Origin of the sequence: Humitalea rosea (genome assembly GCF_003253705.1) — a bacterium.
GTDB lineage: Bacteria > Pseudomonadota > Alphaproteobacteria > Acetobacterales > Acetobacteraceae > Humitalea > Humitalea rosea.
Genome location: NZ_QKYU01000023.1, coordinates 27,483 through 51,181 on the forward strand (window position 1 = coordinate 27,483; position 23,699 = coordinate 51,181).

Here is a 23,699-nt window from a genome sequence, read left to right on the forward strand (position 1 = left end):
GTCCTGCCCCCGAGACTCGCCGCGAAGAGCGGCGAGTCTCGGGGGCAAGCCGGCCACTCAAAACATAAGGCTAGTCGTGCCGCGCCGGGGCGCGCATCGCATCCTTCACCGCGGTCGAGATCGCGGTGCCGAGGGCGGTCAGCACCACGAACTGCGCCAGGGTCGCACCCACCCAGAGCCAGGCCGGAAAGGTTCCGGGGCTGGCCAGGAAGCCGAGCGGCAGCAGCAGATAGGCATAGGCGCCGGGAACCGCATCGGCGACCTCATGCGTGCCCTCGAAGATCATCGCACCGGCGACGTAGAGGATCACCAGCAACCCGATCCAGGCGACCCAGCTGAACCTCTCCAGGATGCGCGCGATCAGGCTGGCGGCGACGCCCATCAGCACGACCGAGATGGCGAGGCCGAAGATCAGGATATAGGGGTGGTCCTTGGCCGCCCCGGCCACGGCCAGGACGTTGTCCAGGCTCATGGAGATGTCGGCGACCAGGATCTGCGTCACCGCCTGGCGCATGGTCTTCCGCGGCGGTTCGGCGATGGTGCCACCGGCCTCGGCGGCATCGGCCTCATGCGCCGATGCGCGCAGCTCGCGGTACATCTTCCAGCAGACCCAGAGCAGCAGCACACCGCCCGCCAGCGTGATGCCGACGATGGCGAGCAACTGCACGGTGATGGTGGCGAAGCCGATCCGCATGATCGTCGCGGCACCGATGCCCCAGAGGATGGCCTTGCGGCGCTGATCCGTCGGCAGGCCGGCCGCGGCCATGCCGACGACAATGGCGTTGTCGCCCGCCAGCACGATGTCGATGAGCAGAACCTGCCCGAGCGCGATCAGCTCAGGCATATAGGCGGCGAGGTCCATGACGGGCTTCCGGCTGCTGGTGGTGTCCGGCGAATAAGCCGGATGCAATGAAACGGCAACCCGTAGCCCATCTTCGGGTCACACCGCTTGCCATGGGGGGCCGGGGGCGCGAGAAGCCGCCCGTCTACCGTATCCGGAGCCGCGTGCCATGGTCCCCCGTTATTCCCGCCCCGAGATGGCCGCGATCTGGTCGCCCGAAACCCGCTTCCGCATCTGGTTCGAGATCGAGGCCGCCGCCGCCGAGGCGATGGCCGAACTCGGCACCATCCCCAAGGAGGCCGCCCAGGCGATCCGCGCCAAGGGCGGCGCCCGCGTCGCCGCGATCTCCGCCGCCGACCTGGCCCGGATCGACGAGATCGAGCGTGAGACGCGGCATGACGTCATCGCCTTCCTGACCTGGCTCGGTGAGGGAATCGGGCCCGAGGCGCGCTTCATGCACCAGGGCATGACCAGCTCCGACGTGCTGGACACCTGCCTGAACCTGCAGATGGTCCGCGCCGCCGACCTGCTCATCGCCGATATGGATGCGCTGCTCGCCGCCCTGAAGCGCCGCGCCGAGGAGCACCGCCACACACCGACCATCGGCCGCAGCCACGGCATCCATGCCGAGCCGACGACTTTTGGGTTGAAGCTCGCCGGGCATTACGCCGAGTTCTTCCGTGGCCGCGCGCGGCTGGTGGCGGCGCGGGCCGAGATCGCGACCTGCGCGATCTCCGGCCCCGTCGGCACCTTCGCCAGCGTCGATCCCCGCGTGGAAACCTCGGTCGCCGCCCGCCTGGGCCTGCGGGTCGAGCCGGTGAGCAGCCAGGTGATCCCGCGCGACCGCCATGCGGCCTTCTTCTGCGCGCTCGCCGTGGTCGCCAGCAGCATCGAGCGCCTGGCGACCGAGGTCCGCCACCTCCAGCGCAGCGAAGTGCGGGAGGCCGAGGAATTCTTCTTCCCCGGCCAGAAGGGCTCCTCCGCCATGCCGCACAAGCGCAACCCGGTGCTGTCGGAGAACCTGACCGGCCTCGCCCGGCTGGTGCGCGGCTATGTGGTGCCGGCGCTGGAGAATGTGGCGCTGTGGCATGAGCGCGACATCAGCCATTCCAGCGTGGAGCGGGTGATCGGCCCGGATGCGACCGTGACCCTCGACTTCGCGCTGATGCGGGCGGCGGGGATGATGGAGCGGCTGACGATCTACCCCGAGCGGATGCGCGCCAACCTCGAATCGCTCGGCGGCGTGGTCCATAGCCAGAAGGTGCTGCTGGCGCTGACCCAGGCGGGCATGGCGCGCGAGGATGCCTATCGCGCCGTGCAATCCGCCGCCATGGCGACCTGGCAGGCGCTGGGCACGCCGGGGGCCCGCGATTTCCGCGCCAATCTCCTGGCCGATGGGCCGGTCTCGGCGGTGCTGGATGCGGCGGCGCTGGATGCGGCGATGGACCCGGCGCGGGACTTCACCCATGTCGATACCATCTTCGCGCGGGTCTTCGCCGCGGGGTAGCCTCCCGGGTTCGTGATCGGGCGCGCCGCGTTTCAGCCTGATTGCGGGCGTTTCCTATGCAGATGGAAGATGAGGAATTCCAAATGCATAGCCTTCGCATCCTGGGTATCGCGGCGGTCCTGGCCCTGGTGGGATTCGGTCCGGCCGAGGCGCGTGGCGACCGCGACCGCGACTATGGCTATCGCGGCGGCCATTACCGCCATGGCCCGCCGCCCGGCTATTGGCGCGGCCCGCCGCCGCTGCGTTACGCGCCGCCACCGATGTATTACGCGCCACCGCGGGCACAGGTGTATGTGGCGCCGTACTATTACGCGCCGCCGCCGCGCTACTACGCGCCGCCGCCGCGCTACTACGCCCCACCGCCGGGATATTATCGCCCGTACTGATATTGCCGACCGGCGCCGGGGGCCGCAGTTTTGGGCGGTGTGCACCGTCCTGATTCTGCGCCGGCCCGGCGCCCCCTGGCCCCTCCTGCTCGCCGCCAATCGCGACGAGCGCATCGACCGCATCGCCGACCCGCCCGGCCCCTGGTGGGCGGACCGCCCCGGCGTCATCGGCGGGCGTGACCGCAGCGCCGGCGGCTCCTGGATGGCGATCGGGCCCGCCGGCGTGGTCGCGGCGGTGCTGAACCGGCCGGGCAGCCTTGGCCCCGCGCCGGGCAAGGCGAGCCGGGGCGGGCTGCCGCTGCTGGCCGCTGATGTGGACAGCGCGGAGGCAGGTGCGGCGGCGCTGGCCGCGCTGGATGCGGGCGCCTACCGCCCCTTCAACGCGCTGGTCGCCGATCGCATGCGGGCCTTCTTCGTCGCCGGCCTCGGCCACGGCCACCCGGTCGTCACCGAACTGGCGGAGGGGCTGACCATGGTCACCAGCGCCGGGCCCAATGACACCACCAACCCGCGCATCGCCCGGCATCTGCCCCGCTTCACCACCGCCGCCCCGCCCGAGCCGCCCGACTGGGGCGCCTGGCCTCGCCTGCTGGCCGATTCGAGGGGCGCGCCGGGCGCACAGCTTCACGTCCTGCCGCGGGAGGGCTTCGGCACCGTCTCCTCCAGCCTGCTCGCCCTTGGCGCCGAGGGCGGCCGGGCCTGGCGCTTCCACAAGACCGGCGAGCCCTGGGCCGAGGTCCCGCTGCCGCCATCCCAGCCCTGATGAGTCCACGTGTGGCGGTATCGCGGCACGGCTGCTATAGGCGCCCGGCTGGCTGAGGGGTCCTCCTTCGGCGCGGTCAAGGATTCGCGCGCTATGGCACGCCGCCGCCAAGTCTATGAAGGCAAGGCCAAGATTTTGTTCGAGGGGCCGGAACCCGGCACCCTGGTGCAGTATTTCAAGGACGACGCCACCGCTTTCAATGCCCAGAAGAAGGGCACGATCACCGGCAAGGGTGTTCTGAACAATCGCATCAGCGAATATCTGATGGTGCGCCTCGCCGAGATCGGCATACCGACGCATTTCATCCGCCGGCTGAACATGCGCGAGCAGCTGATCCGGGAAGTCGAGATCATCCCGCTGGAAATCGTCGTCCGCAATGTCGCGGCCGGCAGCCTGGCCACGCGGCTCGGCATCCAGGAAGGCACGCGCCTGCCGCGCAGCATCGTCGAATATTACTACAAGAACGACGCGCTGAGCGACCCGATGGTCTCGGAGGAGCACGTCACCTGCTTCGGCTGGGCCAGCACCCAGGATCTGGACGACATCGTCGCCCTGACCTTGCGCATCAACGACTTCCTGACCGGGCTGTTCCTCGGCGTCGGCATCGTGCTGGTGGACTTCAAGGTGGAGTTCGGCCGGCTCTATGAGAATGAGGAGATGCGCATCGTCCTGGCCGATGAGATCAGCCCGGACAATTGCCGCCTCTGGGATTCCAAGACCGGCGAGAAGATGGACAAGGACCGTTTTCGGCGCGATCTCGGCAAGGTCGAGGAAGGCTACCAGGAAGTCGCGCGCCGCCTCGGCATCCTGCCCGAAGCCGGCGTCCGCGACCTCAAGGGGCCGGAGCTGATGCAATGACGACCTCCCGCCGCGCGCTTGCGCGGAAAAAGCTGAATCGGTGGGCGCCATGAAGGTGCGGGTGACCGTCATGCCCAAGACGGGCGTGCTGGACCCGCAGGGCAAGGCCATCTCCCACGCGCTCGGCGAACTCGGGTTCTCCGGGGTGGGGGAGGTGCTGACCGGCAAGGTGATCGAGCTGGACCTGGCCGAGACCGACCCCGAGGCCGCGCGCAGTGCCGCCGAGGCGATGGCGCGCCGGCTGCTGGCCAATACCGTCATCGAGGCCTTCCGCGTCGAACTGGTCTGAGGCGTGATCAAGACCTCCGTTCTTGTCATGCTGGTGCTGACGGTCCTGATCTCGACCGGGCTGCGCTGGCGGGACGAACGGATGGCGCGCATGGCGCCGCGCCGGCCGGCGCGGCTCGGCCTGGTGGCCGGGGTGAAGGCCAAGGCCAATCGCTGGGTGACGGCGGCGGCGCTGGCCGTCATCCTGACCCTGGCCATCCTGGGCGGGCTGCACTGGATCAATGTCTGGGCCGAGTGAGCGCCCTTTCTTTTCTCGGGCCCTTCTTTTTTCGGGAATGCACCGCGCATGAACGCCGCCATCATCGTCTTCCCCGGCACCAATCGCGAACGCGACATGGCGCTGGCCCTGACCCGCGTGACGGGGCGCAAGCCCGCCATGGTCTTCCACCGCGAGACGGCGCTGCCGGCGGGGACGGATCTGGTGGTGCTGCCGGGCGGCTTCAGCCATGGCGACTATTTGCGCTGCGGCGCGATGGCCGCGCTCTCCCCCATCATGGCCGCGGTGCGGGAATTCGCGATGGGCGGCGGGCATGTGCTGGGCGTGTGCAACGGCTTCCAGATCCTGTGCGAGGCCGGGCTGCTGCCGGGGGTGCTGCTGCGCAATGCCGGGCTGCGCTTCCTCTCCATGGACTGCGTGCTGCGGGTGGAACGGGCGGGGACCGCCTTCACCAGCCATTGGCAGAAGGGCGCGACCTTCCGCGCGCCGATGGCGCATGGGGATGGGAACTACTTTGCGGATGAGGCGACGCTGGACCGGCTGGAAGGCGAGGGGCTGGTCGCTTTTCGGTACGCCGACGCCAATCGGAATGGGGCCGCCCGCGACATCGCCGGCATCCTGTCGCCGAACCTGCGGGTGCTGGGGCTGATGCCGCATCCGGAAGATCTGGTGGACCCGCTGATGGGCGGGGTGGATGGGTTGCCACTGTTTACGAGCATGGCGGAAGCGTTGGTGGGGGTTTGAGGAGGGGTTAAAGAGCTGCACCTGCACCCCGGCAGGAATCTCTGAATTCGCTCCCTGCAACACCTTCGCTGAGCGGCTCCATCTCGCCTCGCGGACCCTCGAAGTGACAAAGCGTCATGATCGAGGTGAAAAAGCTTGCTTAGGATAGATGCGTTCCAGATTTCTTTGCATTCGACCTCGACTTAAATACTTCAGCATATGAAAATGAGTGAGTAATTCGGAAAAATCTCTAGATACCGGGGCCAGGCCATTTACAGCCATTAAAATAATCTCGTAACTTGTTAGTTGACCTCTGAACAGATTGGCATATTCTATTCTTTCCTCGTCATTGAGTGCCGAGCTGTATTTTATTCGATTCAAAATAATATACGCAGTTCGAAAATATGGCGACAGGCGGCTTTCGTGGCGCCGCAAAATTTTAGTGCTATAGATTTCGCGAAGGGTTTCTTCTGGATTTTCCCGTAAATGTTGAAGGTCTCGATTTTCCCAGAATTTTATTTCAAGAACTGCCGCCTGAATTGCATCAATTCCATTGCTATATCTAGAAACAGAACGTGGGCTATCGGGCAGAGATGCCTGATACTCCGGTGTATGCATAAATCGTACATCTTCACGAATTCTCTGAAAAATTGCCAGAAGCTCGAAGAATTTTCTTTCGAAATTTTCTCTATTCTGTTCGTCTTGTTGCGCTTTGATTGCTCGTCCCTGCACTAATAAAGTCGCAAAAATTGCAGCGAAACCTAAAGCTCCAAATAAGGCGTTGAAGGCCCCAAAAGAATCCCCCCATGTACCAGCGTCTGAAATGCCACTCCCAGCAATAAACCACCCCACGGCATTTACAGAATATTTTGCCCAAGCGATCTATGACGAAACAATAACAATGAGTACAGCAACAGATGAAATAAAAAACCTCATTGAATCCTCACTAGAGCAGAATTTTAGCAGATTATGCGCTAAAATCCGTCCTGTCATTACGAGAATAAAAGGCAACTGACCTGCCGGAATTTTCCCCTCTGCGCTCTGGCCACGCTCCACCGCCGGCCCGGCTCGCCGCCCCGTGAAAGCCAACGCCAGGCCATGCTGCATGCCCCTCTGCCCACCATGACCAATCCCGCACTGGACAATCCCGGCAACCCTGCCGACAAGGCGGGCATGTCCACACTCACCCTGCTGCCCCCCGATCGCGCCCTGCAACTGGCCGCGCAATTCGGCCTGAAGCCCGATGAATACGACCGCGTGCTCGGCATCCTCGGCCGTTCGCCGTCGATGACCGAACTCGGCATCTTCTCCGTGATGTGGTCGGAGCATTGCTCCTACAAATCCTCGCGCATCTGGCTCAAGACGCTGCCGACCTCTGCCCCCTGGGTCATCCAGGGCCCGGGCGAGAATGCCGGCGTCATCGACATCGGCGATGGGCTGGCCGCCGTCTTCAAGATGGAATCCCACAACCACCCGAGCTTCATCGAGCCCTACCAGGGTGCCGCCACCGGCGTCGGCGGCATTTTACGCGATGTCTTCACCATGGGGGCGCGGCCCATCGCCAACCTCAACGCGCTGCGCTTCGGTGCCGCGGACCATCCCGGCACCAGGCGCATCGTCGATGGCGTGGTCCGCGGCATCGGTGGCTATGGCAATTGCGTCGGCGTGCCGACCGTGGGCGGCGAGGTGAATTTCCACCCCGCCTACAATGGCAATCCGCTGGTCAATGCCATGACCGTGGGCATCGCCCGCGCCGACCGCATCTTCTATGCCGCCGCCGCCGGCGTCGGGAATTCCGTCGTCTATGTCGGCAGCAAGACGGGGCGGGACGGCATCCATGGCGCCACCATGGCCTCGGCCGAATTCTCGGCCGAGAATGAGGACAAGCGCCCCACCGTCCAGATCGGCGACCCCTACGCCGAAAAACTGCTGATCGAGGCCTGCATGGAGCTGATGGCGACCGAGGCCATCGTCGCCATCCAGGACATGGGGGCCGCCGGCCTGACCAGCAGCAGCGTCGAGATGGCGGGCAAGGGGGGCGTTGGCATCTCGCTCAACCTGGACGCCGTGCCGCAGCGCGAAACCGGCATGTCCGCCTATGAGATGATGCTGTCCGAGAGCCAGGAGCGGATGCTCATGGTGCTCCAGCCCGGGCAGGAGGGCGTCGCCGAGGCGATCTTCCACAAATGGGACCTGGACTTCGCCGTCATCGGCCATCTGACCAATACCGGCCGGATCGAGATCTTCCACAACGGCGCGCTTGAGGCGGACATCCCCTTGGCCCCGCTGGAATCCGAAGCCCCCCTCTACCGTCGCCCGACCACCGAGACGCCCAAGCTGCCCCCCCTGGGCGAGGTGCCCGACCCGATGGGCCTCGCGCCCGCGCTCCAGAAACTGGTGGCCTGTCCGGATCTGTGTTCGCGCCGCTGGATCTGGGACCAGTATGACGCGCTGGTCGGCGGGCTGACCTCCAAGCGCCCCGGCCAGGCGGATGCCGCCATCGTCGGCATCGAGGGCACCGCGCGCGCCTTGGCGCTGACCACCGACTGCACCCCGCGCTATTGCCTCGCGGACCCCGAGGCGGGTGGTGCCCAGGCCGTGGCCGAGGCCTGGCGCAACATCACCGCGACCGGGGCGACCCCGCTCGCGATCACCGACAACATGAACTTCGGCAATCCGGAAAAGCCCGAGATCATGGGCCAGTTCGCCGCCGCCGTGCGCGGGATGGCGGCGGCCTGCATCGCGCTGGATTTCCCGGTCGTGAGCGGCAATGTGAGCCTCTACAACGAGACCGACGGCCAGGCGATCCTGCCGACGCCGGCGATCGGCGGGGTGGGGGTGATCGCCGATGCGCATCTGGCCATGGGCCTCGCCATGCCGGCCGCGGCCGATCTGGTGCTGATCGGCGCCACGCGGGGTTGGCTCGGCCAGAGCCTGTGGCTGCGCGAGATCGCGGGCCAGGAGGCCGGCCCGCCGCCGCCCGTGGACCTCGCGGCCGAACGCGCCAATGGCGATTTCATCCGGGCGCGGATTCTGGCGGGCGAGGTGCTGGCCTGCCACGACTGCGCCGATGGCGGCGTGCTGGTCGCGGTCGCCGAGATGGCGATGGCCAGCGGGCAGGGGGCGGCGCTGTTGCCGGTGCCCGCGGGCATCGCGCCCCACGCCTTCTGCTTCGGTGAGGATCAGGCGCGCTACGTCGTCGCCGTGCGCGATGCCGTGGCAATCCTGGCCGCCGCCGCGGCGGCGGGGGTGCCGGCCGCGCGGCTGGGTGTTGCGAACGGGCAGGGGGTCTTGGTTTGCCCCGATGGCGCGGCCATATCCCTGGCCGAGTTGACCGCCGCCCATGAGGCGACGCTGCCTGCCCTGATGGCCGGCTGAGAGGACAGACGATGGCGATGCAATCCGAGGCGATCGAAGCCCTCATCCAGGCAGCCCTGCCCGATGCGAAGGTCACGATCACCGACCTTGCCGGCGATGGCGACCATTATGCCGCGACGGTGGTGTCAGAGGCCTTTCGCGGCCTGCCCCGGGTGAGGCAGCATCAGATCGTCTATGCCGCGTTGCAGGGGCGCATGGGCGGCGAGTTGCATGCCCTGGCCCTCACCACTGCCGCTCCCTGACCAGTTGCTCCAAGAAAGGAGACTGACCATGTCCGACCCCGTCCACGCCACCATCCAGGCCGAGATCGACGCCAACCCCGTCGTGCTGTTCATGAAGGGCACGCCGGTCTTCCCGCAATGCGGGTTTTCCGCCCGCGTCGTCCAGATCCTGTCGCATCTCCAGGTGCCGTTCAAAGGCGTGAACGTGCTGGAAGACCCCGAGATCCGCGACGGGATCAAGAGCTTCTCCAACTGGCCGACGATCCCGCAGCTTTACGTGCAGGGCGAGTTCATCGGCGGCTGCGACATCGTGATGGAGATGTTCCAGGCCGGCGAACTGGCCGGCCTGCTGGAAGAGAAGGGCGTGCCCCACACCGCCGCTTAGGCTTTGTGCGTCGGGTCGATCCAGAGCACGTTTTCCGGCTTCTCGATCGGCTCGATATCCAGGTTCACGACGACGGCCTCATTGTCGCTGCGGACCAGGACGCATTCCAAGGTCTCGTCGGTCGAGGCGTTGATCTCCTGGTGCGGCACATAGGGGGGCACGAAGATGAAGTCGCCGGGGCCTGCCTCGGCGACATATTCCAGCTTCTCGCCCCAACGCAGCCGGGCGCGGCCCTTCACGACATAGATCACGCTTTCCAGCGCGCCATGGTGATGCACCCCGGTCTTGGCATCGGGGTGGATATGCACGGTGCCGGCCCAGATTTTTTGGGCGCCGACGCGGGCGAAATTGATCGCCGCGGCGCGGTTCATGCCCGGGGTCTGGGCGGTGTTCACATCCAGGCTGCCGCCGGGGATGACGCGGACGCCGGTGTATTTCCAGCCATCGGGCGGGATTTCGTGGCTGTGGTGGCCGTCATGCGGCATGGGTGGGTACTCCCTCAGTAGGATCGCGGCAGGCCCAGGGCCTTTTCCGCGACATGGCAGAGAATCAAATTCGGGCTGACCGGCGCCAGCCAGGGGATCATCGCCTCCCGCAGATAGCGTTCGACATGATACTCCCGGGCATAGCCCATGCCGCCATGGGTCGCGATGGCATCGCGGCAGGTCTTGGTCGCGGCCTCGGCGGCCAGATACTTCGCGGCATTCGCCTCGACCCCGCAGGGCCGCCCCGCGTCGTAGAGGCGCGCGGCATGCAGCACCATGAGCCAGGCGGCCTCCAGCGCCATCCAATCCTCTGCGAGCGGGTGCTGGATGCTCTGGTTCATCCCGATCGGGCGGCCGAAGACCACACGCTCCTTGGCATAGGCGGTGGCCCGGCGCAGCGCGGCGCGGCCAAGCCCCACCGCCTCGGCGGCGATCAGGATGCGCTCGGGGTTCAGCCCGTGCAGAATTTGACGAAAACCCTGGCCTTCCGCGCCGACCAGATCCTCGGCGGGAATCGCGTAGCCATCGAAGAAGATCTCGTTCGAATCCACCGCGGCGCGGCCCATCTTCTCGATCTCCCGCACCGAGCAGCGGCTCCGGTCCAGCGCGGTGTAGAACAGCGACAGGCCGTGGGTGGGCTTGCCCTCGTCCCGCGGGGCGGTGCGGGCCAGTAGCAAGATGCGATCGGCGACCTGCGCCGTGCTGATCCAGATCTTTTGGCCGGTGACGCTCCAGCCGCCCTCGACCCGCTCGGCGCGGGTGGTCAGGCGCGTGGTGTCGAGCCCGCTGCCCGGTTCCGTCACGCCGAAACACGCCTTCTCCCGCCCCGCCACCAGCGGCGGCAAGGCGCGTTCCTTCTGGGCCTGGTTCCCGAAGACGATCACCGGGTTCAGGCCAAAGATGTTCATATGGATGGCCGAGGCGCCCGAAAGCCCGGCGCCGGAGCCCGAGATCGCCTCCATCATCACCGCCGCTTCAGTGATGCCGAGGCCGCTGCCGCCAAACTCTTCCGGCACGCAGATGCCGAGGAACCCCGCCTTGGCGATCGCATCATAAAACAAGTGCGGGAATTTATGTGCGGAATCCTGCGCCTGCCACCATTCATCCGGGAAGTCGGCGCAGAGTGCGGCGATGCCCTCGCGGATCGCCAGCAGGTCCTCGGTCAGCTCCATCTCAGATCACCCAGCCGCCATCCACCGCCAGATCCTGCCCGGTGGTCTGGCGCGAGAGGTCGGTCGCCAGGAACAGCACGCCATTGGCCACATCCTGATCCGTGCTGATCCGCTTCAGCGCGTATTCGGAGGCATGTTTGCGCCGCGCCTCCTCGGCGCTGATGCCGTCCTTCGCGGCCATGGTGGCGCGGACCTGCTCGAAGCGCGGCCCCTCGACCATGCCGGGGCAGAGGCAGTTCACGTTGATGTCGTGCGGCCCGAGTTCCAGTGCGGCGGATTTCGTGATCCCGCGCAGGCCCCATTTGCTGGCCGAATAGGCCGCCCGCCCCGCCCGCCCGCGCAGCCCGAAGGTGCCGCCGACATTGACGATCTTGCCCGAGCCTTGCGCGATCATCCCCGGCGCGAAGGCGCGCATGGTCAGGAAGCAGCCGGTGACGTTCAGCCGCAGGATTTCGTCGAATTCCTCCGGCGTGGTCTCCCAGAAGGATTTTCCCAAGGGGCCGCGGCCGCCGGCGATGTTCACCAGCACGTCGCAGCGCCCGAAGCTCGCCAGCACCGCGCGGGCCATGCGGTCCACCGATCCCGCATCCATCAGATCGACCGGGAAGATCTCCGCCCGCCGCCCCTTGGCGCGGGCCTCGGCCGCGACCGGCTCGATCGCCGCGATGTCGCGCCCGACCAGCGCCAGATCCGCCCCCTGTTCCGCCAGCAGCAGCGTGCAGGCCGCGCCCATGCCTTTGGCCGGCCCGGTGACGACAACGACTTTCCCGTTGAGCAGACCGTTCATTGCTTGGCGTTTCCCAAAGTTCGGCGGGGTCCGGGGCCAGGCTCTGGCCCCGGCGGGGGTGACGGGGGCAGCGCCCCTGTCAGTGCGCCGGCAAAAGCCTGGTGGCACCCGTGAATTTCTTCGCCAGCCCGCGGCAATGGCAGGCCACATGCGGCGCCACCGCCTCGCACCAGGCCCGCGTCGCGGCATTCGTGGACCAGAGCCGGTCCGCCGCCGCCTGGGCGTCCTGGTAGAGCTTCGCCTCATCCACCCCCAGCACGCGGCCGTCGCGCAGCTTCCAGTCGCCGCCGATCATGACGTCGCGCACGGCGCTGCCATCCTCGGTCCAGACCATCTGGTTGGCGGCGTTGTTGAAGGGCATCCAGTTGATGTGCCCGAGATCCAGGAACACCAGATCGGCCGAGGCTCCCGCCTCGATCCGCCCGGAGCCGCCGAGCCCCATCAGCCGCGAGGAGCCCGCCGTGCCCAGCAGCACCGTCTCGGCGGTGCCGAGCCAGTCCTCCTCGCTCTCGCTCTCGATCAGGCGGGAGGCGAAGGCGGCCAGCCGCATCGCCTCGAACATGTTCTGGTTGTCGCTGGAGCCGCTGCCATCGGTGCCGAGCCCCACCGTCACCCCGGCCCGCAAGGCGCGGCGGATCGGCGCGATGCCGGAGGCGAGGCGCATGTTGGAGCCGGGGTTATGCGCCAGCGCCGCGCCGCGCTCGGCCAGCAGGGCGAGGTCGGCATCGGTCAGCCAGACGCCATGGGCGACGCTGAACCAGGGGCCGACGCAGCCCATGGCGTCCATATGGGCGAGCAGGGTCGTGCCATAGCGTTCCTCGGCGCCGCCGCATTGGAAGCGGCCCTCGGCGACATGGGTCTGCATCGGCAGACCCTGGTCGCGCGCCAGCGCCCGGCAGGCGCGCAAGAACCCATCGGTGCCGAAGAGCGGGATGGTCGGCGCGATGCCGAGGCGGATGTTGTGGCGGTCATGCGACCAGGATTCGGCCGCGGCCCCGATGGCCGCGAGCGTCACCTCGCCTGGCTGCGCCCGCAGTGCTGCGGCCTGTTCGCGCATGCCCTCGGGCAGCGCCTCGATCAGCCCCGGCGTCGCCTCGTAGAAGGTGAGGTTGCCGATCATCGGCGCCAGGATCGCGCGCAGACCCACGGCGATATAGGCCTCGGCCATCGCGTCCAGCCCGTCCGGCGTGGGCCCGGGGATCTCGCTCGGCAGGTCATAGGCCGCGGTGCAGCCCTTCTTCAGCATCTCCACGGCGGTGAGCGTGGTGGCGAGGCGCTTGTCCTCCAGCCCGCGCCCGCCATTGGCCCAGGCGCCATGGGCCAGCAGCACCGCGAGGTCCCATTTGTCGCCCAGGCCCTTGGCCAGCCCGCCATGGCCATGGGTATGGGTGTTCACGAGGCCGGGCATGATCAGCCGGTCCGGGGCGTCATGCGGCTTCGCATCGGCGACCTCGGTGCCGGGCGGAAGGAGGGCGGTGATCCGCCCCCCCTCGATCAGCACATCCTGCCGGGGGGCGGAGAGCGCATCGGCCGCGAGCACCCGCCCGCCACGCAGGATCTGGCGCATCAGACGGTACGATCTGCCAGGGGCGGCAGATAGGCGTCGGTCCAGAGGCTGGCCGCGGTCGGCGGGTTGGCGATGCCATAGGCCTCGGCATTGGCCGCGATCAGCGTCTGGGCGCGGGCCAGATCGACCACGCCGAAGCCGCCGGCGCGGACATTCGGGGTGATGATCGAGCGGTCCCGCGTCATGGCCCAGCGGCGGGCCTCCAACGGCTCGTCGAACAACGCCTCGCGCTTCTTCAGCGCGGCCATGCCCCCGGTCGGATCGGCGATCAGCAGCCTGAGCCCGCCCATCGAGGCGCGGACGAATTTCTTCGCCGTCTCGCCATTCGCCGCCAGCCAGTCGGCGCGGGCGACGAGGGCGCTGCCATAGATGTCCAGCCCGTTCTCGGCATAGGGGAAGGAGACGATATCCGCCTCCGGCACGCCGGCGGCGACGAGGTTGAAGTGGACGGTGAAGAGGAAGCCCGTCACCGCATCCACCCGGCGCTGCGCCAGCATGGTGTCGCGCAGATTGGCGGCCATGCTGGTCCAGCGGATGGCGCTGGTGTCGATGCCGGCGACCTTGGCGAAGGCGGGGAAGAGCATGCGCGAGCCCTCGCCCTCGGGCGCGCCCAGCGACTTGCCGGCGATATCGGTCGCCTTCTCGATCCCGCGGCCCTTCATGGTCACGACGGCGGCGGCGGTGCGGTCGAAGACCTGGTAGATCGAGACGAGGCGCTTGTCCGGGTTCTCGGCATTGAACTTCACAACGCCGCTGATGTCGGTGAAGCCGATGTCATAGGCGCCGGAGGCGACCTTCACGATGGTGTCGCCCGAGCCGAAGCCGCGATCCATCCGCACGCCAAGGCCTTCGCGCCCGAACAGGCCACGGTCCTCGGCCAGCGCCCACATCGCGTGGTTGCCTTGCAACGCCCAGTCCAGCGAGAAGCGGAGTGCTGTCTGCGCGCGGGCATTGTGCAGCGCGGGCAGGCCCAGCGCGGCGGCGGTGAGCAAGGTGCGACGGGTCGTGGTCATGGCGGGCGCTCCGTGGAGGTTGGAGAGGATTGCCCAGCAAGCGCCGGGCCGCCAGGGGGGATCAGGCCTGGCGATGCTGGCGCATGGCGCGGCGCCGGTCTAACCCGCCCTGCGATACCGGGGAGAAAACAGGGCCATGACGCTTCCGATCGCGCGCGACGTCGCCACCTTGCGCGCCACCATCGCCGGCTGGCGGGACGCCGGGCAGAGTGTGGCGCTGGTGCCGACCATGGGCGCGCTGCATGCGGGGCATCTGGCGCTGCTGGCGCGGGGGCGGGAGCTGGCGGACCGGGTGGTCACCAGCATCTTCGTCAACCCCACGCAATTCGCGCCGACCGAGGATCTGGCCCGCTATCCGCGCGACGAGGCGGGGGATGTGGCGGCGCTGGTCGCGGCGGGCTGCGACCTGCTCTACGCGCCGGGGCCGGAGGCGATCTACCCGCCGGGCTTTTGCACCGCGATCCTGCCCGGGGGGCCGGCGCTGGGGCTGGAGGCGGCGTTCCGCCCGCAGATGTATGGCGGCGTGGCGCTGGTCTGCACCAAGCTCTTCACCCAATGCGGGCCGGATCTGGCCATCTTCGGGGAGAAGGACTGGCAGCAGGTGCAGGTGGTGCGCCGGGTGGTCGCCGACCTCGACCTGCCGCTGCGGATCATGACGGTGGCGACGGTGCGCGAGGCGGATGGGCTGGCGATGTCCTCGCGCAACCGCTTCCTCGATGCCCGGGCGCGGGCGATCGCGCCGGCGCTGTACCGGGTGCTCTCCGGGATCGCCGAGGGCCGCGCGCCGGTGCGGGCCGAGGCGGAATTGCTGGAGGCCGGGTTCGACAGCGTCGATTACGTGGCGCTGCGCCGGCGGGACCTGTCGCCGGGCGGGGAGGTGGTGCTGGGTGCCGCGCGACTCGGGGCCGTGCGGCTGATCGATGCGGTGCCGGTCAGCGCGGGCGAGCGGGGCTGAGCGCCCTCAGCGCGGCCCGCGCGCCCGGTTCAACGCCAGCTCCGCCTCGGTCAGCTGGAAGCCGATCAGCACGCGCCGGTTGCGGACCTCGGCCGGGTTGCCGGGGATGCGGATGGTGATGCGCTCGCTGTCGTCCCGCACGCGGGGCGCGTTGGGCGGGAAGGAGGCGCGGATCGGGAAGGCCTCACGCGACTGGATGGCCTGGCCCGAGGCATCCATCACGGCGACGATATAGGTGAACTCCGCCGTGCGGGACTGGGCGGCCGGGCCGCGCTCGACCTCGAAGATCGGGCTCAGCGTGACATCGATCCCGGAATTGCGCGAGGCGAAGTCGCATTTGGCGTTGAAGCCGGCGATTCGCGCATCCAGCACCAGGGTGGTGAGGTCCCGCCCCGGTCCCGCGTGGCGGGTCAGGTCGGCCGCATCCCCGATCAGCCCGATGCGTGGGCAGGGGGCGGTGAGGTTCAGCGGGTTCTGCGAGGGCTCACCACCGCAGGCGGCGAGCGCCAGCACGGCCGCGGCCAAAGCGGGGCGGGCCAGTCGGCCCATCGGGCGCCCTGCGATGCGCATGCTCATAACCCCGTGCCCCTTTTTCGATCCGGCCTTCCAGGACCCCGCGCGAATGCCTAGTTTCGGGCGGTGCCCCGTGGGTTGCGTCATCGCAGCCGCATCGCCGTGGGGCAAGGGGGCCGCGCTTCCGGCCGCCCGGCCGCGGCGGGAAATGGAGTGATCGTCTTGGACCTGCCGCCGCTGACCGTTCTGCTCGCCGGCCCGCGCGGCTTCTGCGCCGGGGTGGATCGCGCGATCAAGATCGTCGAGGAAGCGCTGCGCCGCCACGGCCGCCCGGTCTATGTGCGGCATGAGATCGTGCACAACCGCTTCGTGGTGGAACGGCTGGAGGCGCTCGGCGCCATCTTCGTCGAGGAGCTGGATGAGGTCCCTGATGATGGCCAGCCGGTGATCTTCTCGGCCCATGGCGTGCCGAAATCGGTGCCGGAGGCGGCGCGGGAGCGCGCCATGCCCTACCTTGATGCGACCTGCCCGCTGGTCAGCAAGGTGCATCGGGAGACGGAGCGCCATTTCGCCCGCGGGCTGCATATCCTGATGATCGGCCATGCCGGCCACCCCGAGGTGATCGGCACCATGGGGCAGTTGCCGCAGGGCGCGGTCACCCTGGTCGAGAACGCGGCCCAGGCGCGGCTCGTGGCCGTGCCCGGGGGCGTGGGGCTGTCCTACACCACCCAGACGACGCTTTCGGTCGATGACACGGCCGAGGTGGTGGCGATCCTGCGGGAGCGCTTCCCCGCGATCGAGGCGCCGCAGAAGGAGAACATCTGCTACGCCACCACCAACCGCCAGGCGGCGGTGAAGGCGGTGGCGGCGCGGGCCGAGCTGGTGGTCGTGGTGGGCGCGCCCAATTCCTCCAACAGCGTGCGGCTGCGCGAGGTCGCGGAGCGCAACGGCTCACCCCGCGCGGTGCTGGTGCAGCGCGGGGCGGATCTGGACCCGGCGCTGGCCGATGGCTGCCGCGTCATCGGCATCACCGCTGGCGCCAGCGCGCCGGAGATCCTGGTCGAGGAGGTGGTGGAGCGGCTGCGCGAGCGGTTCAGCGTCACGGTCGAGGAGGTGACGGTGGCGACCGAGGATGTCGTCTTCCAACTCCCCGCCACCCTGCGCCGGCCGGCGCCTATCGCCGGATAGTGGGGTTGCGGCGCGCGCGCCGACGGCTAGAAGCAGCGCTTCATTCCCCCGATTAGGCACATGCATGGCGGTCTATACCGACGTCCAGGACGAGGCGCTGCGCGCGTATCTCGCCGATTACGACCTGGGCGAGCTCGTGGCCTTCCGCGGCATCGCCGAGGGGGTCGAGAACAGCAACTACGCGCTGAAGACGACCAAGGGCGACTGGATCCTCACGCTCTACGAGAAGCGGGTGGAGCCGGCGGAACTGCCATATTTCCTCGGGCTGATGCGGCATCTGGCGGGGCGGGGCCTCGCTTGCCCGGAGCCGGTGGCGGGGCGGGATGGCCAGGCGCTGCGGGAATTGGCCGGGCGGCCGGCGGCGATCTGCACTTTCCTGCCGGGCGTCTGGCCGCGGCGGGTGCGGCCGGAGCATTGCGCCCCGCTCGGCACCGCGCTGGCGGAACTGCATCTGGCGGGCATGGATTTCGCGGGATCGCGGCCCAACACCCTCGGCCCCGCCGGCTGGCGGCCGCTGCTGGAGGCCTGCCGCGATTCGGGGGATGAGGTGCGGCCCGGGCTGATCGCCGAGCTGGATGCGACCCTGGCCGGGATCCTGGCGCAATGGCCGGCGCCGGGGACGCTGCCGGTCGGGCAGATCCATGCCGATCTGTTCCCCGACAATGTCTTCTTCCTGGATGGGCCGCAGGGGCGGCCGCGGGTGTCGGGGATCATCGATTTCTATTTCGCCTGCTCCGATCTGCTTGCCTATGACGTCGCGGTCTGCCTGAACGCCTGGTGCTTCGAGCCGGATTTCTCCTTCAATGCGACCAAGGCGCGGGCGGTGCTGGCCGCCTATGTCGCGCGGCGGCCGATGTCGGCGCAGGAGCGGGCGGCGCTGCCGGTGCTGTGCCGGGGGGCGGCGATCCGCTTCCTGCTGACCCGGCTGTTCGACTGGACCCATACGCCGCCGGGCGCGCTGGTCACGCGCAAGGACCCGCTGGACTACCTGCGGCGGCTGCGCTTCTTCGCCGGCATCGAGGGGGATTCGGCACTTGGACTCTGAACAGACGGCCTCTGAACAGCTGGTCGAGATCTGGACCGATGGCGGCTGCAAGCCCAATCCGGGGCCGGGCGGCTGGGCCGCGGTGCTGCGCTCGGGCACGGTGGTGAAGGAACTGTCCGGCTACCACCCCGCCACCACCAACAACCGCATGGAACTGACCGCGGCGGCCGAGGCGCTGGAGGCGCTGAAGAAGCCCTGCCGCGTGGTGCTGCATACCGACAGCGAATACGTCCGCAACGGCATCACCCGCTGGATCCAGGGCTGGGTGCGGAACAACTGGCGCAACGCGGCCAAGGCGCCGGTCGCCAATTACGAGATGTGGCAGCGGCTGCTGGCGGCGGCCAAGCCGCATCAGATCGAGTGGAAATGGGTGCGCGGGCACAATGGCGATGTGATGAACGAGCGGGCGGATGTGTTGGCGACGGTGGCGCGGGAGCGGGAGCGGAAGGGGTAGGCTGATTTAAGGAAATTCCAGAGCTCCTTCTGGAGGACGCCGTCTCCGATGATGCCACCGGATTTGCAGATAAGCACGGATCGCCTTCACTGAACTTTGGCAGACGCCGCCAGTGGTATCCTCGACCGCACCACCTCGCGCCGCCCAAGGATCAAGCGCTCCCTAGGCAGGCGAGGTCGCTTATCAGGTCCGGCTGCGGGCGAAGCGCCGTGTTGTATCGGTCTTCTGGACCCACGCCGCGGCCCAAGGCGCATGACCAATGCCACTCCTTGCATCGATCAGCTTCCGGTTCATAAGGTAGGCGAGCGCCGGGTTGAGCCTTCGCGCCGACCAGCCATATCGCTCTGCAATAGCCTCCACGGCGGCAGGAAAGGCACCATCGTTCACGAGATCAGTGGCGAGCCGGAGCGCATCGTGTGCCGGATTCCACTCTCCAAATTTTCCATCGAACCGCACGAACATCTCTTCCGTCGGGTAGTAGCTGTCCTGCCCGATGCTGGAAGACTCATTGAGAACCTCACGCAGTTCGTGCGCAGCGTCCACGACATCGTCGCGCGTGAGACCTGTAACAGCGATCAGTTCCTCAAGGGAAATCTCAGGGTCGGTAAATAGAGCTGTCTCGGACCGCTCCACAAATACCTTTGCCACGGTATTGGCGGCAGCAGAGTATTCCTCGTGCAACGGCCCCATCTTGGCTGCAGGCGGCTTGCCCAACACGGGCTTCCGCACGATACCATGGATGTCATTGATCAACTGCTGGATATCGCTGGGAGGATCATCGACTGCAGGCGACATCAACGGGCGCAGAAGTGGAGGCAACTCATCCGCCGGGAGTTTGTGGCGTAGCGGGATGAATCTTGCCTGTGCGGAAATCCTGCGCATCAGTCCTGCATCTATCTCGTGCTTTACCCACGGCTTCATGACAGACGTTCGCGTGAGCAACACAACGAAATGTGTGCAGTCGCCTAAACCCTCGTTGATTTTCTGCGGCAGGCTGTCACCCGCGCCGATTGACCATCCAGCCCACCAAGTATCGATTCCGGCGTCCATCAGCGCTCGGGCGATGCGCTCGGCAAGCTCGCGATCCTCCCCCCCGTAGCTCAGGAAAACCTTCGGCACTAAGGGCTCCACCTCCGCCTTGCCCGATACGTCCTCCTCCTCCTCCTCCTCCCCTGCTTTGGCGAGGCGCCGCTCTACCACCGCAAGCACCGTGGGCGAGCCCTCAATGCGGACGACGATGTTCCCCTCCTCGTCGATGCTGGTGACGACGGTCGGGAACTCGCCGTTGTCCGGGTCGCGGATGGCGCCCACCGACGCCTGGACTTGCGCAGCGACCTTATCGCGTACTGCACGGAGCATGGTTTCCTCGAAGTCCTTAGGATTGAAGGGTTTGCCGTTGAATGTCAGGCCAGCCACGTCAGGCTCCACCGCAGGGTTGCTCAGGAAAGATATCATACCCCCCGCAGGTGCAGATCGAAGGAGCCAAGGAGGCCACGACCGCGCGCGTGGGCCGAGCGTCCTTAAAAGGGGTCAAGAGATCGGCACTTGGCGCTAAGAATTCGGGAAGGGCACAGCTCGGCGCTCGGATGAGAGCAAGCTCAAACGACCAATGGTAGGAGAAGATTTCCGGCCTAACTGAGTAAAAATAATCGACAGAAAAATTTTTTCTGTCGCGGTATTTTTCTGTCGCGGTATTTTTCTGTCGCGGTATTTTTCAGTTGGTAGCTGAAGGCCCGAGCTCCGCTCACACCGTGATATCTACCCCGCTCCCCTGACCTGCCTGCACCTTCGCCTCCGCCTCCGCCTCCGCCTTCTCCGCTGCCGCCGTCGTGGTCTTCACCAACTGCTCGTCGCGCTGGATGGTATCCGCGGCGGCCTTGGCCTGCTCATCCGTGGCGAGTTGGGCCGTCGCGCGCTTGGCCGCCGCCCGCGCCTCCTTGGCCGCTGCCTGATCCGTGGCCAGGGTGCTGCCGGCCGATCCGATGCTGTCCATTGCTGCCTCCGCGCGCGTGCCCAAGGCTTGCAGGAACGGATGACCAAAGCCTGAAGCCCGCGCGAGAAAAAACGCGTGAGGCGTGACGGCAACGCGCCCCCGGGCGCCTCGCGTCGAACGCGCTGATGGGGGAGGTCGGCTCGGGGCCGCGCTGAGGCGGAGGCATGCGGCCGCGGAACACCCCACGGCCTGACGCTCCCCGCATGGCAAGGCCGGGCGGCGAAGCGATCACGCGGATCGCTTCGCCGGTGCCCTCAGGGATACTCCGGGAGCGGCGCCCCGGGAGGGCGCCGGTCGGTCAGGCGTCCTCGCCCTCGGGGCGCGGTGCCGGGGCGGTTTCGCGTTCGGCCGAGGCCGCGGCCTCGGCCTGCTCGGCCTTCTTCTTCTCAGCCTTGGCCTGGGCCTTGGCGTCCTTGGCGCGCTCGCGTTCCTGCCGCTCGAAGTTGTAGTTTGGTTTCCGCATCGAATACCGTCGTTTCGCTCTGGGCCAGGGAGTTGGCCCACTGCTCCCAGGATTAGCACAGCTGTCACCGAACGGCACGCCCCAAGCCGGTTCAGCCCGGCCTGGGAATTGACCTATGCCCGAACAGGGGGCCGAATCAGGGGGCGACTCGGGGACCGACTCGGGGCGGCGATCCAGCCCCTGACCCGCGCCGGCGTGGCCGGCACCATATTGACCTCCAGCCCCAGTGCCGCGCCGATCGCATTGGCGATGGCGGCGGGGGGCGCGATGGCGCCGCCCTCGCCCATGCCCTTGGCGCCATGCACGGTGCCGAGGGCGGGCGTCACCAGATGCGCGATGCGGATGGGCGGCAGGTCGGCGGCGCGCGGCATCGCATACTCCGCGAAGGTGGTCGCCAGCGGCTGGCCGGTGGCATCGAAGACCAGATGCTCGGCCAGCGCCGTGCCGATGCCCTGCACGATCCCACCCCGGACCTGGCCATCGACGATGGTGGGGTTGATGACCGTGCCGCAATCCTCGGCGACGGCGTAATCGAGCAAGGTCACCGCGCCGGTGTCGCGATCCACATGCACGGTCGCGGCATGGGCGGCATAGGAGAAGACACCGCCGCCCTCGGGGGGCGCGTAGCTGCTGGTCACGTCCAGCCCCGGCGCCTCGCCGGGGGGCAGGCGTTCGGCGCGCAGATGGGCTGCCTCGGCGATGGCGGCAAACCCGATGCTGGCCGCACCGGCATGCACCGCGCCATCGCGGATCACCGTCTCGGCCGCTTGCAGCAGATGCCCGCCGATCCGCCGCAGCTTGGCCCCCAACTCGCGCGCCGCCGCCTGCGCCGCGCCCCCGGCAAAGACCAGGCTGCGGCTGGCGAAGGTGCCGAAGCCGAAGGGCGACAGCGCGGTATCGCCATGCCGCACGGCAATCGCATCCGGGTGCAGGCCCAGCTCTGTCGCCACGATCTGCGCCAGCACCGTCTCCAGCCCCTGGCCATGGCTCTGGATGCCGGTGAGCAGGGTCAGGCTGCCATCGGGATGCATGCGCAGCGTCGCGGTCTCATGCCCCGGCACCACGCGGGCGCGGCGCCCGGCCCATTCGGCGACGCCATGGCCGGATTGCTCGGTGTAGATCGCGAAGCCCACCGCCACCGCCTCGCCCGCCGCCTGCCGCGCGGCGATGGCGGGGCGGTCGATCATCGCGGCACAGGCGGCCAAGGCGGCGGGGTAGTCCCCGGTGTCCAGCCGCATCCCCGCCGCCGTCTCATAGGGCATGGCGCTGGGCGGGATCAGGTTGCGGGCGCGGACCACCAGCGGGTCCAGCCCCAGCTCGCCCGCCAGCACATCGACCATGCGCTCGATCGCGAAACAGGCCCCGGTGCGCCCGACCCCGCGATACGGCCCCATCGGCGGCTTGTTGGTCGCGACGGTGTGGTGGCGGATGTCCAGGTGCCGGATGGCATAGGGGCCGGGCAGGTTGCGCGCGGCCATCGCCGCCTCGGCGAAGGCGCCGGTCGGCCAGAGCGCATAGGCGCCGGCATCGACCCAAAGCTCCCCGGTCAGCCCGAGGATGGTGCCGTCCCGCGCCGCCAGCACAGTGAGGTCATAGTCATGCTCCCGCGCCTGGGGGGAGGCGAGGAAATGCTCGCTCCGCTCCTCGATCCAGCGCACCGGCCGGCCGAGGCGGCGGGCGAGGGCGGCGACCACGATCTCCTCCGGCATCAGCCGGTTCTTGGCGCCGAAGCCGCCGCCGACATCGGGGGCGATGACGCGCAGATCGGCCTCCCGCATCCCCAGAGTCGCGGCCAAGGCGTGGCGCAGCGTATGCGGCCCCTGGCTGGAGATCCGCACCACCAGCTCCCCGGTGCGATGGTCGGGCCAGGCGATGACCCCGCGCGTCTCCATCGGCGCGACCGACTGCCGGCCGAGGCGCAGGCGGCGGGTCAGGCGGATGGGGGCGTCCAGCCCGGCGGGGTCGCCGGCCCGTACTTGGCCCTCGGCATAGCGGTTGTCGGCCCAGGCCGGGTGCAGCAGCGTGGCCCCGGGGGCGAGGGCCGCGCGCGCATCGGTGATGGCGGGCAGCTCCTCGATCTCCAGCGCCAGACTGGCCGCCAGGTCCTGCGCGGCATGGCGCGTGGCGCCGAGGCAGGCGGCGATCGGCTGGCCCACGAAGCGCACCCGGTCGGTCGCCAGCGGCGGCAAGGCTGCCTGGCGGAAGCCCGGCATGTCCGGCCCCGCCGGGGGCAGGGTCAGCGGCGGCAAATCGGCGGCCCGCACCACCCCCGCCGCGCGGGTGACGCCGCGCAGCAGGCCATGCGCGACGGGGCTGCGGAGGAAGACCACCTCCAGCGTGCCGGGGGGCACGACATCGGCGACGAATTCGCCCTGGCCGCGCAGATGGCGCGCATCCTCGCGCCGCAAGGGGCTGGCGCCGATCCAACCGGCATGATCCTGCTTCATGCACGTATCTTGCATCGCATGCGGCCCGCGCGAAGCCGCCCCCCCCAGGA

The 23,699-nt window shown here is 68.2% G+C and carries 25 protein-coding genes and 1 pseudogene; 14 read left to right on the forward strand and 12 right to left on the reverse strand.

Annotated elements, in window-relative coordinates; translation table 11 throughout:
* Positions 1–244 precede the first annotated feature (244 nt).
* Positions 245–862: pseudogene (locus tag C8P66_RS18035) on the reverse strand (TerC family protein); the annotation flags it as partial.
* Between the two features lie 148 nt (positions 863–1,010).
* Here C8P66_RS18035 and purB point away from each other — a divergent pair.
* From purB to purQ, 7 genes are all read left to right on the forward strand, one after another.
* Positions 1,011–2,348, forward strand: a complete 1,338-nt coding sequence (purB, locus tag C8P66_RS18040) for an adenylosuccinate lyase (protein ID WP_111399682.1) — start codon at positions 1,011–1,013, stop codon at positions 2,346–2,348.
* Positions 2,349–2,431: 83 nt separating this feature from the next.
* Complete coding sequence (locus tag C8P66_RS18045; RefSeq protein ID WP_211314194.1) at positions 2,432–2,734, forward strand: hypothetical protein; 303 nt, start codon at positions 2,432–2,434, stop codon at positions 2,732–2,734.
* Positions 2,735–2,771: 37 nt separating this feature from the next.
* Positions 2,772–3,497, forward strand: coding sequence for an NRDE family protein (locus tag C8P66_RS18050; RefSeq protein WP_111399683.1), 726 nt, complete (start codon positions 2,772–2,774; stop codon positions 3,495–3,497).
* 93 nt (positions 3,498–3,590) lie between these two features.
* Positions 3,591–4,355, forward strand: a complete 765-nt coding sequence (gene purC / locus C8P66_RS18055) for a phosphoribosylaminoimidazolesuccinocarboxamide synthase (RefSeq protein WP_111399684.1) — start codon at positions 3,591–3,593, stop codon at positions 4,353–4,355.
* Between the two features lie 49 nt (positions 4,356–4,404).
* On the forward strand, positions 4,405–4,644 hold the full coding sequence (purS, locus tag C8P66_RS18060) for a phosphoribosylformylglycinamidine synthase subunit PurS (RefSeq protein ID WP_111399685.1): 240 nt from the start codon (positions 4,405–4,407) through the stop codon (positions 4,642–4,644).
* A 3-nt stretch (positions 4,645–4,647) separates the two neighbouring features.
* The gene (locus C8P66_RS18065; RefSeq protein WP_111399686.1) at positions 4,648–4,881 is read left to right on the forward strand and encodes a hypothetical protein; all 234 of its coding nucleotides are present in this window, start codon (positions 4,648–4,650) and stop codon (positions 4,879–4,881) included.
* 48 nt (positions 4,882–4,929) lie between these two features.
* On the forward strand, positions 4,930–5,604 hold the full coding sequence (gene purQ, locus C8P66_RS18070; RefSeq protein ID WP_111399687.1) for a phosphoribosylformylglycinamidine synthase subunit PurQ: 675 nt from the start codon (positions 4,930–4,932) through the stop codon (positions 5,602–5,604).
* A 114-nt stretch (positions 5,605–5,718) separates the two neighbouring features.
* On the opposite strand, the gene C8P66_RS18075 is transcribed toward purQ, so the two are convergent.
* The gene (locus tag C8P66_RS18075; protein ID WP_146422947.1) at positions 5,719–6,435 is read right to left on the reverse strand and encodes a putative phage abortive infection protein; all 717 of its coding nucleotides are present in this window, start codon (positions 6,433–6,435) and stop codon (positions 5,719–5,721) included.
* A 321-nt stretch (positions 6,436–6,756) separates the two neighbouring features.
* Between C8P66_RS18075 and purL the strand changes: the two genes are divergently transcribed.
* From purL to grxD, 3 genes are read left to right on the forward strand one after another with little or no spacing between them, the layout of a single operon-like run.
* Complete coding sequence (purL, locus tag C8P66_RS18080; RefSeq protein ID WP_111399721.1) at positions 6,757–8,961, forward strand: phosphoribosylformylglycinamidine synthase subunit PurL; 2,205 nt, start codon at positions 6,757–6,759, stop codon at positions 8,959–8,961.
* 11 nt (positions 8,962–8,972) lie between these two features.
* Positions 8,973–9,203 carry a BolA family protein gene (locus tag C8P66_RS18085; RefSeq protein ID WP_111399689.1) on the forward strand — a complete coding sequence of 77 codons (231 nt, stop codon included), beginning with the start codon at positions 8,973–8,975 and terminating at the stop codon, positions 9,201–9,203.
* A 28-nt stretch (positions 9,204–9,231) separates the two neighbouring features.
* Entirely contained in the window at positions 9,232–9,567 is a 336-nt protein-coding gene (grxD, locus tag C8P66_RS18090; protein WP_111399690.1) for a Grx4 family monothiol glutaredoxin, read from the forward strand.
* On the opposite strand, the gene C8P66_RS18095 is transcribed toward grxD, so the two are convergent.
* The 5 genes from C8P66_RS18095 to C8P66_RS18115 form a co-directional block, all read right to left on the reverse strand.
* The gene (locus tag C8P66_RS18095) at positions 9,564–10,052 is read right to left on the reverse strand and encodes a cupin domain-containing protein (protein ID WP_111399691.1); all 489 of its coding nucleotides are present in this window, start codon (positions 10,050–10,052) and stop codon (positions 9,564–9,566) included. The two genes, grxD and C8P66_RS18095, sit on opposite strands and share 4 nt — an antisense overlap.
* Positions 10,053–10,066: 14 nt before the next feature.
* The gene (locus C8P66_RS18100) at positions 10,067–11,224 is read right to left on the reverse strand and encodes an acyl-CoA dehydrogenase family protein (protein WP_111399692.1); all 1,158 of its coding nucleotides are present in this window, start codon (positions 11,222–11,224) and stop codon (positions 10,067–10,069) included.
* Position 11,225: 1 nt separating this feature from the next.
* Positions 11,226–12,011 (reverse strand): SDR family NAD(P)-dependent oxidoreductase, encoded by a 786-nt coding sequence (locus C8P66_RS18105; protein ID WP_111399693.1) that lies wholly within the window; start codon positions 12,009–12,011, stop codon positions 11,226–11,228.
* A gap of 79 nt (positions 12,012–12,090) precedes the next feature.
* Positions 12,091–13,578 carry an amidohydrolase family protein gene (locus C8P66_RS18110; protein WP_111399694.1) on the reverse strand — a complete coding sequence of 496 codons (1,488 nt, stop codon included), beginning with the start codon at positions 13,576–13,578 and terminating at the stop codon, positions 12,091–12,093.
* Positions 13,578–14,591 carry an ABC transporter substrate-binding protein gene (locus tag C8P66_RS18115; protein ID WP_111399695.1) on the reverse strand — a complete coding sequence of 338 codons (1,014 nt, stop codon included), beginning with the start codon at positions 14,589–14,591 and terminating at the stop codon, positions 13,578–13,580. The genes C8P66_RS18110 and C8P66_RS18115 overlap by 1 nt, the downstream gene beginning before the upstream one ends.
* A 136-nt stretch (positions 14,592–14,727) precedes the next feature.
* On the opposite strand from C8P66_RS18115, the gene panC reads away from it, so the two are divergent.
* Positions 14,728–15,546 carry a pantoate--beta-alanine ligase gene (gene panC / locus C8P66_RS18120; RefSeq protein WP_111399696.1) on the forward strand — a complete coding sequence of 273 codons (819 nt, stop codon included), beginning with the start codon at positions 14,728–14,730 and terminating at the stop codon, positions 15,544–15,546.
* 6 nt (positions 15,547–15,552) lie between these two features.
* Here panC and C8P66_RS18125 read toward each other — a convergent pair whose 3' ends face one another.
* The gene (locus C8P66_RS18125) at positions 15,553–16,122 is read right to left on the reverse strand and encodes a hypothetical protein (RefSeq protein ID WP_111399697.1); all 570 of its coding nucleotides are present in this window, start codon (positions 16,120–16,122) and stop codon (positions 15,553–15,555) included.
* 150 nt (positions 16,123–16,272) lie between these two features.
* Between C8P66_RS18125 and ispH the strand changes: the two genes are divergently transcribed.
* The 3 genes from ispH (at position 16,273) to rnhA (ending at position 18,746) form a co-directional block, all read left to right on the forward strand.
* Complete coding sequence (gene ispH / locus C8P66_RS18130) at positions 16,273–17,247, forward strand: 4-hydroxy-3-methylbut-2-enyl diphosphate reductase (RefSeq protein WP_111399698.1); 975 nt, start codon at positions 16,273–16,275, stop codon at positions 17,245–17,247.
* Between the two features lie 64 nt (positions 17,248–17,311).
* Positions 17,312–18,292: a homoserine kinase gene (locus C8P66_RS18135; protein WP_111399699.1), complete on the forward strand. Its 981-nt coding sequence runs from the start codon at positions 17,312–17,314 to the stop codon at positions 18,290–18,292.
* On the forward strand, positions 18,282–18,746 hold the full coding sequence (gene rnhA / locus C8P66_RS18140; RefSeq protein ID WP_111399700.1) for a ribonuclease HI: 465 nt from the start codon (positions 18,282–18,284) through the stop codon (positions 18,744–18,746). The genes C8P66_RS18135 and rnhA overlap by 11 nt, the downstream gene beginning before the upstream one ends.
* 183 nt (positions 18,747–18,929) lie before the next feature.
* On the opposite strand, the gene C8P66_RS18145 is transcribed toward rnhA, so the two are convergent.
* The 4 genes from C8P66_RS18145 to C8P66_RS18155 form a co-directional block, all read right to left on the reverse strand.
* Positions 18,930–20,162: a toll/interleukin-1 receptor domain-containing protein gene (locus tag C8P66_RS18145; RefSeq protein WP_211314195.1), complete on the reverse strand. Its 1,233-nt coding sequence runs from the start codon at positions 20,160–20,162 to the stop codon at positions 18,930–18,932.
* Between the two features lie 328 nt (positions 20,163–20,490).
* Positions 20,491–20,739 (reverse strand): hypothetical protein, encoded by a 249-nt coding sequence (locus C8P66_RS18150; protein ID WP_111399701.1) that lies wholly within the window; start codon positions 20,737–20,739, stop codon positions 20,491–20,493.
* Between the two features lie 298 nt (positions 20,740–21,037).
* Positions 21,038–21,202, reverse strand: a complete 165-nt coding sequence (locus C8P66_RS23920) for a hypothetical protein (protein ID WP_158537296.1) — start codon at positions 21,200–21,202, stop codon at positions 21,038–21,040.
* A 113-nt stretch (positions 21,203–21,315) separates the two neighbouring features.
* Entirely contained in the window at positions 21,316–23,649 is a 2,334-nt protein-coding gene (locus C8P66_RS18155; protein WP_158537297.1) for a xanthine dehydrogenase family protein molybdopterin-binding subunit, read from the reverse strand.
* Positions 23,650–23,699 lie beyond the last annotated feature (50 nt).

What these genes read in the sequence shown, in the direction of transcription:
- purB (WP_111399682.1), top strand. Translation starts at nt 1,011, where the DNA reads ATGGTCCCCCGTTATTCCCGCCCCGAGATGGCCGCGATCTGGTCGCCC.
- C8P66_RS18045 (WP_211314194.1), top strand. Translation starts at nt 2,432, where the DNA reads ATGCATAGCCTTCGCATCCTGGGTATCGCGGCGGTCCTGGCCCTGGTG.
- purC (WP_111399684.1), top strand. Translation starts at nt 3,591, where the DNA reads ATGGCACGCCGCCGCCAAGTCTATGAAGGCAAGGCCAAGATTTTGTTC.
- purS (WP_111399685.1), top strand. Translation starts at nt 4,405, where the DNA reads ATGAAGGTGCGGGTGACCGTCATGCCCAAGACGGGCGTGCTGGACCCG.
- purQ (WP_111399687.1), top strand. Translation starts at nt 4,930, where the DNA reads ATGAACGCCGCCATCATCGTCTTCCCCGGCACCAATCGCGAACGCGAC.
- purL (WP_111399721.1), top strand. Translation starts at nt 6,757, where the DNA reads ATGTCCACACTCACCCTGCTGCCCCCCGATCGCGCCCTGCAACTGGCC.
- C8P66_RS18085 (WP_111399689.1), top strand. Translation starts at nt 8,973, where the DNA reads ATGGCGATGCAATCCGAGGCGATCGAAGCCCTCATCCAGGCAGCCCTG.
- grxD (WP_111399690.1), top strand. Translation starts at nt 9,232, where the DNA reads ATGTCCGACCCCGTCCACGCCACCATCCAGGCCGAGATCGACGCCAAC.
- C8P66_RS18095 (WP_111399691.1), bottom strand. Translation starts at nt 10,052, where the DNA reads ATGCCGCATGACGGCCACCACAGCCACGAAATCCCGCCCGATGGCTGG.
- C8P66_RS18100 (WP_111399692.1), bottom strand. Translation starts at nt 11,224, where the DNA reads ATGGAGCTGACCGAGGACCTGCTGGCGATCCGCGAGGGCATCGCCGCA.
- C8P66_RS18105 (WP_111399693.1), bottom strand. Translation starts at nt 12,011, where the DNA reads ATGAACGGTCTGCTCAACGGGAAAGTCGTTGTCGTCACCGGGCCGGCC.
- C8P66_RS18110 (WP_111399694.1), bottom strand. Translation starts at nt 13,578, where the DNA reads ATGCGCCAGATCCTGCGTGGCGGGCGGGTGCTCGCGGCCGATGCGCTC.
- C8P66_RS18115 (WP_111399695.1), bottom strand. Translation starts at nt 14,591, where the DNA reads ATGACCACGACCCGTCGCACCTTGCTCACCGCCGCCGCGCTGGGCCTG.
- panC (WP_111399696.1), top strand. Translation starts at nt 14,728, where the DNA reads ATGACGCTTCCGATCGCGCGCGACGTCGCCACCTTGCGCGCCACCATC.
- C8P66_RS18125 (WP_111399697.1), bottom strand. Translation starts at nt 16,122, where the DNA reads ATGAGCATGCGCATCGCAGGGCGCCCGATGGGCCGACTGGCCCGCCCC.
- C8P66_RS18135 (WP_111399699.1), top strand. Translation starts at nt 17,312, where the DNA reads ATGGCGGTCTATACCGACGTCCAGGACGAGGCGCTGCGCGCGTATCTC.
- C8P66_RS18150 (WP_111399701.1), bottom strand. Translation starts at nt 20,739, where the DNA reads ATGGACAGCATCGGATCGGCCGGCAGCACCCTGGCCACGGATCAGGCA.
- C8P66_RS23920 (WP_158537296.1), bottom strand. Translation starts at nt 21,202, where the DNA reads ATGCGGAAACCAAACTACAACTTCGAGCGGCAGGAACGCGAGCGCGCC.
- C8P66_RS18155 (WP_158537297.1), bottom strand. Translation starts at nt 23,649, where the DNA reads ATGAAGCAGGATCATGCCGGTTGGATCGGCGCCAGCCCCTTGCGGCGC.